The following is a 14,063-nucleotide window of genomic DNA, read 5'->3' as shown; positions in this document are numbered from 1 at the left end:
ACACATGGCTTGATCTTCGCCCGCCGTATAGGACCATACATTGACCGTTACTTGATCTAAGGCAATACAGCCATTATTATCGGTTACCTCTACCGTATATATGGTGGATACGGAAGGTTGGGCCGTGGGATTCTCTGCTATGGTATCTGTTAAATCCGTCAATCCAGTTCCTGGCTCCCAGCGATAGGTATAGGGACCTACTCCTCCAGTCGCTGTTGGCGCACCACCCAATGGCCAGGTCTCTCCAGGGCATATTCGCGCTGGATCTCCGGCTACAGCTGATGGTGCAATATCACTACTCACTAAAATAGAATGTACATTGGATATAGACAAGGTATCATCGCAGTAAGAAGAATTGGGATTAAAAGCCAATCTTCGAAGGTAAATATCGTCCCCTCCAATATCATTGTGTTGATAATCCTCCTGTACCGCACCATTAATATCCATCCATGGACCGGATGCAGTGGAAGCTATCTGCCATTGATAAGTAGCCTTTTGCTCTGGATAAGACTGTAAACTACCGCGATTAATTTTGGGCAAATCATCGGGATCGATGGTGACACGACTCCCATCGATAGGCCCCACTATCCCATTGGTACAAGTGGACTGTGTGGCTGGTATGAGTACATTCTCTTCCCAAGTCACCTCTTTTTCCATGTCAAATGCAAAGAATGTGACATCTACATCTCCTCCAGGTGAGGTTTGCATCGCCCCTTCTGTTGTAGGATGGCGTACTGATGGGGTATATACTTCTTCTGCTCCTATTAACTTACCATTGACAAATTCTGGCTGACGTTCACTGAGATAGGCTGTATTTCTAAAACTATAAGACGGAGTTCCATTAGGTGAGGCTTCACTTAGTCCTCCCATAAATGTCTGGTAAACCACCTTGCCATCACACCTCCTTATTTTGAGAAAAACCCCTTGCTGATTAGTCCCTGAGGCATTAGATTCTGCTTGAAAAGCATTTAATGTAGTATGATGAGTTTCACCATTATAATAACTCCCATAGGCATAGATAACGTCGTCATCCATATAGACTTTGCCTGTTTGGATGTTGGTCGTAGTCGCCATTTGCAATTGACCATTACCATCGAGGACTAAAAAACTACCAGAATGCTTATTGGTAGCTCCTGGTGTGGCTGGATAATCGGTAGAAGTAGAAACCCCACTAAACAATATATCGTTGCCATAGATGTGAATATCTTCACCCTCGGCAGCACCCAATACCGGATATTCTTCTCCCGAACCGCCGTAATAAGTGCCATAATTGACATTGCCTGTATTGGGATCGAGAAAGGCAATGTATTGATCTGTCACTCCGCCCCCATAATTGGGCTGGGCGGCATCTGGAGTAATAACAAAATTATTGGTCTCATCACCATAGGTATATACGATAATTTGCTGACCATCGGGATGAGGTTTCATAGCAAAATTACTCAAATTTAGTCCATCTGAAATAAAACTCTTCACCCATAATTTTGTCCCATCGGCAGCATAAGCCGCTAAAAATATATCACCGGTTCCATTGCCATCCACAGTACCGTCAGTATAGGGAAAATCAGTTGACATTGTCACTCCACTAACTACTATATTCCCATTGGGCAATTCCATGACTTTGGTTACATTTACATTGGCCTCATCAAAGACATTTTCGTGCTCTGTTCCTCCCAAAAGCGTAGAAAAGATTAGAATCCCATTCCGATCGTATCTTCTTAAAAACATATCCCAATTACCAAGAGGATTGGTCAATGTAGTTCCATCTGTGGTAGAAAAATTCGTACCAGATCCTCTCGCTCCTCCCACCATAAGCAGGTCTCCATTTTGTGCCACATCAATTCGTGCTAGACGAATGGCATGCTCAGCAACATTGACTCGATTTAGTCTAATAAGAGTACCAGTATGATCTGGCTTAATAATGTATGCCCATGATTCTTGATGTGCATTCCGCGGATATCTCGCACACGCTCCCGCAAAATAAGCATAGCCATCTTGGGTTATTATGTTCGTTGTAGTAGAATTTGCACCTTGCCCCCAGTAGGCGGAACCTTGGGTATTACTTAATATGTATTCTGTACCGGGCAACGATGTCACCAATACTTGGGTATTGGTGGATTTATCTATTTTAACCAAATTGAGATATCCGTGTCGTTCATGGGCATTAACCGCTCCATAATTATTCCCTGTTTGAGGGAATGTAACTCCCAGATTAACCGGCTTAGACCAAATATTATTCAATGCATAGACATAATCATCATCCTGGGCAATAGCAGCCGGTAAATCACCTCGATTAGTTGCAAAATAGGAACCATACTCAAACTGACCATCTGGCGTTATCTTTCCAATATAAGAATTAAAATTATTCCCATTTGCACCAGAATAGACATAATTACCTTGCCAGGCTCCAGGTGAAGTAGGCATTCCGGTACCAGGGTTTTGAACCAGGTTTGAAAACCAAATCGATCCATCATCATCGACACTGTATTTAATTACATCATTTCTGGTACTACCTCCGAAATATGTCGACCAATCCAATACTGGTTGAGTCTGTTGAGCTAAAACGGGAGTGGTAAATACCATAGCCAGGAGGACAGATAAAAACACTGCAGTAGAAGGCCAAGACTTTAAAAGATTACTATTCCACTGATGATTCCAAAATTCTTTTCTAATGGCAGTCGAAAGGTGGACTAGACTCAAATTTTTCTTAAAAAAGAAATGTGTAGGGGTAGAGTTCTTGTTCATATTAAATAAATATTAAAACAAATAATTATAATATAGAGACTGTAGTTTAATATATAATCAACAACATCTTTTACAACAAACAAACTCCTTTCAGCATCCATTAAAACATAATATAATCATAGTGCAAACATTGATCACATTATGCATTAATAATAATTAAATCAAAACCATTGAATTAAAATAACATAAAAGTCATTTACTTTTAAATTTTCACCCTTAAATATTTAACACCTGTAAAAATTCAAGCTTAAATACAATAGTTTGTTTATTGTTAAAAACAGCATTACAGACGTAATAATATTACAATTAAGTAAAATAGTATGTAGAAATAATATATATTACCAGTAGAAATAATTCTACATTCTGTAACTTTTGTACTACAATAGAATCGATCTATTATTACATATAATCACTACTTTTTAGAATGCAACATCCAATTTCCTTAAGAAAATGTTAGCGATTAGGCCAATTGAAATCATAAAATTTATAAGCTAAATAGCAATTCTTTATCGTTTAACTATCAGAAAAAGAATTACATATGTAAATTATAGTTATTTTTCTTGTTGATTTTCAATGCAATTTACATGACATAAAAAGTAATACGTCGACAAAAAGTATTCCATATTTTTCTTGACAATAAAAATCAAATTACATAAATACCCCATACATAAAAACACATTATTACAAATCATTATAGCTCTAATTTCTGTGACATCTTATCCATAAATCCAAGCGAAATTGAAGAAAAATAGGGTTAGTTATATATCTGTGGATGAATAAACCTAGTAAAAATTTACATTTAAGCTACTTGATGTAATCACAATGTTTCTTAGGGAAGCATTGATTCCATAAAATGGATCAAAATTCGACGACTTGAAAATAAATGTTTTCTATTTACAATAATGCAATACCCAAAAAATTAGATAAAAAAATTAGATAAAAAAATTAGATTTTTATTTAATTAAAATATTCACATTTATTAATAATAAAATAAATGCAAGGTTACATAATAAATAGAAATACAGATTCAAATAAAATGTGTGTTATATATTGATAAAAAGGAGTTATTCAACCATAGGCTAATATGTAACTATACGGTTATTAAACCGATAAAACATTGAAATATACCACAACCAGATGTATTTATACCTAAATGATTTGGTATAGGATCTAGAATCTACAATAATTTAAACCACTGATCATAATGAATTACTCCACAAAAGTAAAGGAGTATACCTTGGACTGGCTAAACTCAAATTTTAATTGAATACTATCAACATCGATATCTTGTCCAAAATCTACGGTGGTATTATTAGCCGTTGTCGTCATTCTCTTTTCAGCCAATAAATCCCCCTTTTCACCATCATAAAGACCGATATTTACCCAACCACCTGGCTCTACATCAGCATTGATCTGAATGGACTGCCCTGAATATGCCAACGGAATGGTCGTGATTTTGGACGGACTATGGTCACTTAGACCTTGGTAACCGGCAAAACCATCGGGTCGCAATGTCGCCATGGCGAGACATCCATTTCGCCATCCAAAGTGCTTCCAATCACTTCCTCCGTAATACAAACGAATTTCGTTATCTAAAAATACGGGATTGGCACAAGCATAAACGCATCCATAATCATAATCCAATGCTGTCTCTGAACACGGAATAAGTGGACTTCCCGGCGAAATGCGAATCCATTCTTTACTGTCTGGACTCCATGCCAATTCCGTCCACACCCGATCACTTTCTTGATTATGGATGGCCACAAGACCGATATATAGTCCGGCATAATAGAAAACCGGCATAGAGTATGGCTGAAGATTGGCATTTTCTCCTTGCATAACTACCTCCTCATTGTCCCAGTGTAAAAAATCATCACTTTCTATCCGAGTAACCTGACGCCCTTTATCCCCAAATGTTCTGGTGATTCCGACATACTTATTGAGATTAGGGGCCCAGAAAGCATTGTTATGGGTATCTCCAGGAATTTTCAACCCATCGATATGTATCCTGTCCGACCAATGGATGCCATCTTCTGAAAATCCAACACTTAACCCTTGAAATATTGCCTTGTATTTAGTCGATGGATCTGATGCTTTCTCATCTTTAAATATTCCCGCTCCATGAGGTCCCATCCAGAGAATATTATTTTCACTACTGCCCTGGTAATCGACAAGATTAAGATTGGGCTTATCCCAAACTATCCCATCTACTGAGGTCGCATAGCAAATCCCCATTCGACGCCCCTTTGGCGGAGAGTATTCCGCATTTCGCTCTTCCAATGTCATTCCTTTTGCAGAAGTATCAATAATAAATGGACTATACCAACACTTGTACAGATTTTCTTCTTTGTCGAAGATTACATTTCCATAAAAATTATCATACCGATTTTCCCATTCTTTATCCTCTACAAACAGTGGATTCCCCGCATACTTTTCCACCCTGCCCACTTTTAACACCGCATTTTCTGTTTGTTGAATAATGCGTCGATCTAATAACAAATATTTACGCCTAGATTCCTCGACCAAATCATCTTTTAGCGAATCGCTACCTTGATTGACGGTAAAATTTTCACTGGTGGACAAAGCTTGGGATGGAGAATAAAAATATAGAGCAAAGCCGACCATAAAGACTATAGAAATTAGCTTTAGTTTAAAAATGGAAATATTTCTTTTCACTTTATTGTAAATACCTTTCATGATGAACTTCTTTTTATAATACAATTACTTTACTCTAAAAAATATGAATTCTGCCCATTCAATCAACGAACTTACCTTTGACTAATATTTTTCCCAAGGACACCAGCCTTCATCATAACTCAAGTAAGCGCGACGACCAAATTCCAATGCCCGCTCCCCTGTTTCGAAAGCACCAAGATCTGGACCATCGCCTCGATAATCATCATTAAACCCTTTAAGCACAATGCCTCCATCGATTAAAGGATTTTTAAGCTGTATCATTGGGTCGGTGATATTTCTTTTTTTATCGCCAAATTCATAGGGATATTTACCCCAGGCGATACTATTGATATAGAGTCTTGGATAAAATTCGAGACCAGTGGACGACACATATAATCTCGTCCCCGCAGGGGTGGTGTAAAATTCAATACCGTGTTCTTCTTCAGCTGTCCCTTTCGACAAACCAGAAAAATAATCATAGTCATAGTCACTGGCAGGTTCTTTTTCACGGTGAGTGGCCAATCGTCCAGGTAGGTCAAAAATATTGTTACGAGTCACACAATTGGGATTTACATGGCCTGTGAAAGCATCCTTTACCCCGTTGGGCTGTAATATCGTATTGTGAAACACATATCTTCGACCACCATTATAGGGTTCTCTTTCTCCCGTCTTGACAAATGCTCCTCCCATTGTATTTCTTTGTCCTGTTCGGCTTTCTCCCATGACATTTCTAAATATATAAATCGGTCCATGAGTAGTGGAAGCCGTAGCCACACCGTTAAAAAACTTTTCAGCATAGTTTCCAAAAACCCTTACATTTTTATTGCTTCCCTCTACTTCAATGGCATCATCCCATACGCTTCGAATCAAATTGCCATAGATATCGGAATCGCGATTCATATTGCCCACGGTGGAATAATTACTTCCTCCTCCAATACCATCATTGAATCCATGATCTTCAGTGGATACGATATCGTTGTACCTAATCACATTACCACCTAAACTTTGAAAAATGGAAATACCTTGTGGACCTGCGGGATGACCAGTTTCCCAGTCATTAGAAGCCCCTCTGGGTTCTTCGATAAGATTGCGCTGAATGGTAAGATTCCAGCAATCATTCTCGGCGTAAATACCACTATCGTAATTACCTTCCATATTGCCATTGGTTATCGATCCACCTATACGGCCCCAAAAAGTAATGTAACAATCTTCTATGACGATATTGTGGTGTCCCTTTTTAATCCGAATCCCATCCTTCCTTGCATTTCTCACCTCTATCCCCCGAACAATGACGTAATCCGCATCGATAATTATACCAGCGTCGTACACATTTTTGATATTCAGCACCGACCTAGTCTCTGCGGGCACAGTTACCAAATGATAGGCATCAGGCCTACCTGATTCGGTTATAGTTATGGTTTGATCTGATTCCCCCGCAGGTATGACAGTCGTTTTTCCAATTGAAAAATCATCATTCCTGGTCGTAAATTCCATCTTTGTATTTTCTGATCGATGTGACAATTCCGCCTCATACTTGGTATAGGGTTTTAGATTTATTATACTCCCCCTGTATTCTCCCTCTCTCTCATCATAGACCAAGTCCAATCCATCCTGCCAGATTTCACTACCTACAGCTCTATACCTAACCGTACATGGTCCAGACTCCATGGTTTTCCAATACAGACCAGCACATTCATAAGTCGCTACCGCGTGGGGATTGACCATCGTTTCACCGGGAGGCTGACCATAGCCTTTTTGCAGAAACAAGAAAAAAAGTAAAAAAATGGACAACTTGAAATAGGTCATAGATAATATATTTTTTTAATACGAGTAAATATACCAAAACCATAACATGATGACCAAAAATTGATAAAGGAATAGTAGATAATTACAATTATACTGCTCTATCAATATCAAAAACCATCACTTCTAAATCTGTGTCTATCTGTGGCCATCTGTGGTGAAATCCATCTGCGCTAAATCTGTGTGTATCTGTGACCATCTGTGGTGAAAATCATCTGTGCTAATCTGTGTGTATCTGTGACCATCTGTGGTGAAATCCATCTGTGCTGAATCTGTGTCTATCTGTGACCATCTGTGGTGAAAAGCATCTGTGCTGAAATATTTTTAAAACAAATTATTAAGCACTTTGTTTTAATGCTAAGTAATTACCTAAGAGATTCTTTGAGCTAATACGAATTACATTAATCAATCTACATTGGATAATAATTATCCTCACAATGTAATCAACATGTTATTAAATGATTTAACCTACAAAATTATTGGCTGTGTATATAAAACCCACTCCGAACTGGGGCCTGGTCTTTTAGAATCGACCTACACAGAATGTCTAGCTTATGAATTAATAAAATCGGGATTGTTAGTAGAAAAACAAAAACCACTTCCTATAATTTATGACAATATAAAATTGGAAATTGGGTATCGAATAGATTTATTGGTTCAAAATCAAATTATTATTGAATTAAAATCTGTAGATAAAATCGCTCCAATTCATAGAGCACAGTTAATGACATATTTAAAATTATCAGGAATAAAACTAGGCTTACTCCTAAATTTTAACGTTATCGATATGAAAAAAGGAATCAACCGAATTATCATGTAATATAACTTTTTACTCCTACACCTATTGCTTTTTAATTTAGACCTTATAAAAATATCTGAACTCATCTGTGATGAACATCATCTGTACTAAATCTGTGTGAATCTGTGGCCATCTGTGATGAAAATCATCTGTACTAAATCTGTGTGAATCTGTGGCCATCTGTGGTGAACATCATCTGTACTAAATCTGTGTGTATCTGCGGCCATCTGTGGTGAAAATCATCTGTACTAAATCTGTGTGTATCTGCGGCCATCTGTGGTGAAAAGCATCTGTGCTAAATCTGTGTGTATCTGTGACCATCTGTGGTGAAAATCATCTGTGCTAAATCTGTGTCTATCTGTGACCATCTGTGGTGAAATCCATCAGTACTAAATCTGTGTCCATCTGCGGCCATCTGTGGTAAAAACCATCTGTACTAAATCTGTGGCCATCTGTGGCCATCTGTGGTGAAAATCATCTGTACTAAATCTGTGTGAATCTGTGGCCATCTGTGGTGAATATCATCCCTGCTAAATCTCTGTTTATCTGTGTTCATCTGTGGTGAATATCATCAGTACTGAATCTGTGTTCATCTGTGACCATCTGTGGTGAAAATCATCTATACTAAATCTGTGTGAATCTGTGGCCATCTGTGGTGAAAATCATCTGTACTAAATCTATGTGAATCTGTGGCCATCTGTGATGAACATCATCTGGGCTGAATCTGTGTCCATCTGTGGCCATCTGTGGTGAAAATCATCTGTACTAAATCTGTGTGAATCTGTGGCCATCTGTGGTGAAAACCATCTGTGCTAAATCTGTGCGAATCTGCGGCCATCTGTGGTGAAAAGCATCTGAGCTAAATCTGTAAAAATTATATGGTAATATATACCACCGAAATACGCTATCAATCCATTTGAAACCACTTATTAAATATACCACTCATCTCAATCACCTTTTCCGGCATGGTAGAAAATAAATTGTTCTCCTCTCTCGGATCTAATTTTAAATTATACAATTCGTATCCCACTGGATCGTAAAACTCGATATATTTATAATCTCCAGAAATAATAGCGCCTCCTGGAGCATTGCCTTGTGGAGAATAATGAGGGTAATACCAAAACATATCTCGACTCTCCTCCACATTCGGATCTAAAAACTGTTGACGAAGTGATTTTCCATCAATTATATGACCAGGTTCAGATTTGTATACCACTATATCGGCTATGGTTGCAAATATATCCTCGGACTTAGTTCTATTTTCATTCACCGTATTCGGTTTTATGTTATTGGGCCATTTCATAATGAAAGGTACGCGAATCCCTCCTTCATAGAGATGTCCCTTGCCTTCTCTATATCCCATCATATCAGAAGATTTCTTTACAGCACCATTATCTGAGGCAAAAATCACCACGGTATTTTCCTCTAAACCCTCTTTTTTCAATGCATCCATTAAACGACCAATATTATAATCCAACCTTTCAACCATGGCAGCATAAACAGGATCAATTGAGGAGTTTCCTTTGGATGACAACTGTTTGTCTTGGTATTTTTTAACCAAATCCTGTGGGGCTTGCAAAGGGGAATGAACTGCGTAATAAGGTAGATAAATCAAAAATGGATTATTCTTATTTCGCTTTATATAATTCACCGTTTCATCGGTCAACCGATCGGACAAATACTCCCCTTTCTTTCCACCCTCTAATGTTGGAATAGCTGGGTTCCATTTCTTATTTTCATCTTCATAAGGATAAAAATGGGAAGGGGGACTGCCATGGGTCCAGCCTGCAATATTTTCATCAAATCCCATATCCATGGGCCAATACCCAGTAGGCCCCACATGCCATTTACCAATACTGATGGTTTTATAACCTGATGGTTTCACCAGTTCAGGCAAAATTATTTCTTCCAATGGTATAAACATCAAATCATTGGGAGGGATGATCAGACTATTCTCAGGGTGTCGATGCCTTCCTATCGCAGTAATATGTCCAGTAAAATGGACTCTTGCAGGATTCTGACCAGTTAAAAATGCAGCACGAGAAGGGGAGCAAACTGGAGCTGCAGCATAGGCATTTTCCCATTTCATTCCTTCCTTCGCCAACTGATCGATATTCGGGGTTTCAATAAATTGATTCCCATAAGTTCCAAGATCTGTTTTTCCTAAATCATCGACTAAAACAACCAGAAAATTGACATTATTTTAGGCAGAAATTTGAGACAAGACCCAAAATACAAAGACGAGCAAGAAATACATTTTTTTCATAAGTAAAACAGACTTTTTACCCGCTAAAACAACATAATATACGGCTTATACCATACATTAATTTACAATCCAATAACTATTTCCCCTCCATTATTACGACTGTTAAATACCTACATTTCTATAATATGCAATACATTGATAAGCTAGTTATCGACTTTAGTCGGTAATAAAATTCAAATATTCAATGAGGAAAAAATCTAGAATCAAAAAATACTTTTCAATCATCACAATAAAAATTAAACACTGACGTTATAGATTTTATTTACACAGCAGCTTTCATCCCTTCCTACATAAAACGTCCATTTCTACATATGACCTCTGATTCTATTCCGAATCGCATTAGTTTCTTTTTCATTTGTGAAATTTCTATAAATCGCTAATTCTATTAAAAAACCAATCTTATTTCCTTAACAAGATCTATTAAAATAAAATTATACCTAACACTATCATCTGGGATCTCCCTTCATTTCAAGATACTTTTCCTCAGAGATTAGTGGCCCTAACTGGTTATTCCTTTTACTGCCTTTTTTAGACATCAGATTTAATCTTTCTGAAGGAATATCGAATAGTGAATTATTCGCTGGTCGATAATCGGGATGGTGATCTTTTTGCGGCATTTCATTCAGCAATCCATTAACCTGATCTTTAACCGTTGCGATAGATTCACTTTCAACATCAATGACATTAACCGTCTCAAAAGGATCGAGGGATAGATCATAAATCTTATCTATTTTCTTTAATGTATCTACATAAATTTTAAAGCGGTCATTGCGCAAGATACGGTCACGGAAGTCGTAATAATTCTCAAGTCTATGGTCATTATTAATTGAAGTGGGATGACTCCCCATCGAAATCACCCATTCCTTTCCCAAGTCTACCTCCTCCCCATTTACAACAGAAGCAAATGACTTGCCATCGATAGAATGCTCAGCTTTGGATATTTCAACACCAGATAATTCCAACAAAGTAGGAAATAGATCGGTAAAATCTACGAGTGCATCAGACTCCTTTCCCGCCCGAATCACACCTGGATGATTTATCACAAATGGAGCATTTATTCCATTCTCTGTCAAGTATGATTTTCCTCCAATAACAAACTTTCCATCTCTTCGACCAGCAATAGCAGGAACCGTCCCATTATCCGTTGTAAAAACCACATATGTGTTTTTGCGGATTTCCATATCATCCAATGCCTTCATCAGTTTCCCCACTATAAAATCGGTATAGCGAACCATTGCTCTGTGCTTATCGAAATTAGATTCCACGTTAGGTTCATGCGGTGTAGCTACAAATGGAGTATGAGTCAGCACCATAGGATAGTACACTAGGAAGGCTTGGTCCTTATTTTTCTCCATAAAATCAATGGCAAAGTCAGAAAACAAGTCGGGACCAAACTGCTCTTCATAGGTCCGACTGCCTTCTTTTGAATGAATATATGGATTCCAATATCGTTTATCACTTACTTCCTCATTACCACCTTCACCACCTGTCCACATAAAATATTCATCAAAACCGGCATGGACCATAGCTTCTGGCTCTAATCTAAAATCATTGATCTGCCACTTTCCTACAGCGCAGGTTTTATACCCCGCATTTCTTAAGGCTTTGGCAAAAACCGGATACCGATCTGGATCAAACCTGGCACCATGGCCCCATCGTGGCACATCGAAGTGGTTTATCCATCCATTATTATATGGATACTGCCCCGTTAAAAGAGCCAATCGACTCGGAGTACACTGAGGCATAGAATAGGCATTGGTAAAAAGAATACCAGTCTTCGCAAGTCTGTCGATTTCTGGAGTTTCGATATCTTCAGCTCCATATGCCCCGATCCATTCTTTGCCCAAATCATCGACGAGAATTATCACAAAATTGGGTTTCTCCTCATCTTTTGATCTTTCACAAGAGGCTAAAATGCACACCCAACAAAGAGAAAAGTACAAGAATTTAAGATTAGATATTTTCATTTTTAAAAAATAAATATTTACATCCAATGAAATAATTTAAACCTATGCAATAATATACATAAAAGTACGTTTATATATTTTTACAAGCTAAGTAACTTCCTGCCATTCTCATACAAGATCGCATTCTTTACTTTTTCAGTCAGCGAACTATATACCGTCCTCCCAATATCATATTAAAAATCTAACATCGGATAATCATTGCCATAAGTAACATGGTATATTCCTGCGACTTCAACCAATCGCTCCAATACTATAACTCGTAATCTAGAATCAGCGCTGTCGAAGTTTAGCATTTTTTAGCCATCCTTCGTAAACAAATCCTTCCTTAAACTCCTCCCAGATATTAAACGGAATAGCATGAAGACTATCCCTATCCAATACTGGGATACCGACTCCCAACGCCCTTGTGCCTCCCGCATGCAATTCACTAGCATAATAACCATCGATAATATTATCCTTCTTTGCCCATTCACCAATATGGGTAACATCCATTGCCTTAATTTCTTCCTCTGTCCAATTTGGAAAGTCTATTTGTTTTTCAAGCCAAATACCAACTGATTTGGTTAAAAAATAAGGCCGGTGCCCCCCTTCTTCAAAATTATAATCAAATAATTTCACTGAATCTCCTATCAAATCATATGCTCTATCGTATAAGTCATCAAAAAATGACCATGTTCCCAATTCTGGAATTGATACCACACTATCTTGCAGACCATTATATACATACAAAGGCCCTCTCAGCACTTGTAAAGAGTAAATTACTTTTGCACGATCACCTAAAAACCGCAATGCTTTATATGGAATACCTTGGCACATTTGTTTACTATTATCCCAATAACCATCAATATCATCAAGATTACCACCTCCACTCAAAACCACTGAATGAATCCTTGTATCCACTGCTCCAGTAATTGAAAGAACAAATGATCCCATGGAATGTCCTAATGCAGCTATTTTACTCTTATCAACTTCTTTGCGCTCTGATAAATAAGACACCGCTTGCATAACATCTGCCATCATCAAACCACTCAGCCTCAGCGCCAATTCCGAGGGTTCCTCAAAAACATCATGAGCCCTAGTTCCTGAATTACGATTAATATTTCTTTCTCCCTCCCCAATCTGATCATAGGTTAGCACTGCAGCACCTCCTTTTGCATAAATCATACCTGCGTAATAAGAATTCCATGAATATTTATCACCTCCGTGGCCATTAACAATAACCAATGCAGGAATTTTACCTGTAGGTCTTGGACTTGGCAAGTATAAGATTGCTGGAACTTCCAGACCATAGGACGTACTATAACTTATGCGCTCGGCTATTACTCCGTCACAAGGCTCAAAGCTTCCATAAGATTTTGAATTTAACGCTGGCAATTGATCGGGCACAAACAAAGTGGATCGTATTTTATTTCGATATTCTTCTTGCTGTGAAATAATAAAATTTTGAGCAGACAATTGCAAAGTAACACAAATCAGTATTTTAATGCTAAAAATAAATTTATAATTCATGGAAAAGAATTTATTCAAACATAATATAATTATATATCAAACACTATCAACTCTATATCCTCTCTTCATCATCCGCATCTAAATTCATCATCATTCCTCTATACATAGAGTTCTCTATGTACGTATTCCACAACGTTCAAATTTGGACTCTTCGCAAAAAATAACAAACTCATTATCAAATAAAACTCTCTTGCCCCCCTCTTTCAAAGGTTAAACAAAACGGAATAACTCCATCTACATTAATATACCTACAATACTTATTTGAACTCACCTTCTCATACCATTGTAAGATCCAATCAAC

Annotated in this window: 7 protein-coding genes; 1 reads left to right on the top strand and 6 read right to left on the bottom strand. The window is 37.7% G+C overall.

The annotated features are described in order from the left end of the window. From LVD51_RS17240 to LVD51_RS17230, 3 genes are all read right to left on the bottom strand, one after another. A partial coding sequence (locus LVD51_RS17240; RefSeq protein ID WP_236972610.1) for a hypothetical protein occupies nucleotides 1-2,742 on the bottom strand: 2,742 nt, incomplete at its 3' end. Nucleotides 2,743-3,951: 1,209 nt separating this feature from the next. Beyond that, nucleotides 3,952-5,439 (bottom strand): hypothetical protein, encoded by a 1,488-nt coding sequence (locus tag LVD51_RS17235; RefSeq protein WP_236972609.1) that lies wholly within the window; start codon nucleotides 5,437-5,439, stop codon nucleotides 3,952-3,954. An 81-nt stretch (nucleotides 5,440-5,520) separates the two neighbouring features. Beyond that, on the bottom strand, nucleotides 5,521-7,224 hold the full coding sequence (locus LVD51_RS17230) for a right-handed parallel beta-helix repeat-containing protein (RefSeq protein WP_236972608.1): 1,704 nt from the start codon (nucleotides 7,222-7,224) through the stop codon (nucleotides 5,521-5,523). 445 nt (nucleotides 7,225-7,669) lie between these two features. Between LVD51_RS17230 and LVD51_RS17225 the strand changes: the two genes are divergently transcribed. Next, on the top strand, nucleotides 7,670-8,041 hold the full coding sequence (locus LVD51_RS17225) for a GxxExxY protein (protein WP_394803189.1): 372 nt from the start codon (nucleotides 7,670-7,672) through the stop codon (nucleotides 8,039-8,041). An 886-nt stretch (nucleotides 8,042-8,927) separates the two neighbouring features. Here LVD51_RS17225 and LVD51_RS17220 read toward each other — a convergent pair. The 3 genes from LVD51_RS17220 to LVD51_RS17210 form a co-directional block, all read right to left on the bottom strand. Beyond that, nucleotides 8,928-10,208, bottom strand: a complete 1,281-nt coding sequence (locus tag LVD51_RS17220) for a sulfatase (RefSeq protein ID WP_236972611.1) — start codon at nucleotides 10,206-10,208, stop codon at nucleotides 8,928-8,930. A gap of 524 nt (nucleotides 10,209-10,732) precedes the next feature. Beyond that, nucleotides 10,733-12,253, bottom strand: a complete 1,521-nt coding sequence (locus LVD51_RS17215) for a sulfatase-like hydrolase/transferase (RefSeq protein ID WP_236972606.1) — start codon at nucleotides 12,251-12,253, stop codon at nucleotides 10,733-10,735. 270 nt (nucleotides 12,254-12,523) lie between these two features. Continuing rightward, nucleotides 12,524-13,762, bottom strand: a complete 1,239-nt coding sequence (locus LVD51_RS17210) for an alpha/beta hydrolase family protein (protein ID WP_236972605.1) — start codon at nucleotides 13,760-13,762, stop codon at nucleotides 12,524-12,526. Between the last annotated feature and the right edge of the window lie 301 nt (nucleotides 13,763-14,063).

The organism is Membranihabitans marinus (assembly GCF_021729155.1).
Taxonomy (GTDB): Bacteria; Bacteroidota; Bacteroidia; order Chitinophagales; family Saprospiraceae; genus Membranihabitans; species Membranihabitans marinus.
Note: the sequence above shows the minus strand (reverse complement) of the source record. Positions and strands in the feature narration are given on the sequence as shown.

Bases quoted from the DNA above. Each gene is read 5' to 3' on its own strand.
- LVD51_RS17235 (WP_236972609.1), bottom strand. From the start codon at position 5,439: ATGAAAGGTATTTACAATAAAGTGAAAAGAAATATTTCCATTTTTAAA.
- LVD51_RS17230 (WP_236972608.1), bottom strand. From the start codon at position 7,224: ATGACCTATTTCAAGTTGTCCATTTTTTTACTTTTTTTCTTGTTTCTG.
- LVD51_RS17225 (WP_394803189.1), top strand. From the start codon at position 7,670: ATGTTATTAAATGATTTAACCTACAAAATTATTGGCTGTGTATATAAA.
- LVD51_RS17215 (WP_236972606.1), bottom strand. From the start codon at position 12,253: ATGAAAATATCTAATCTTAAATTCTTGTACTTTTCTCTTTGTTGGGTG.
- LVD51_RS17210 (WP_236972605.1), bottom strand. From the start codon at position 13,762: ATGAATTATAAATTTATTTTTAGCATTAAAATACTGATTTGTGTTACT.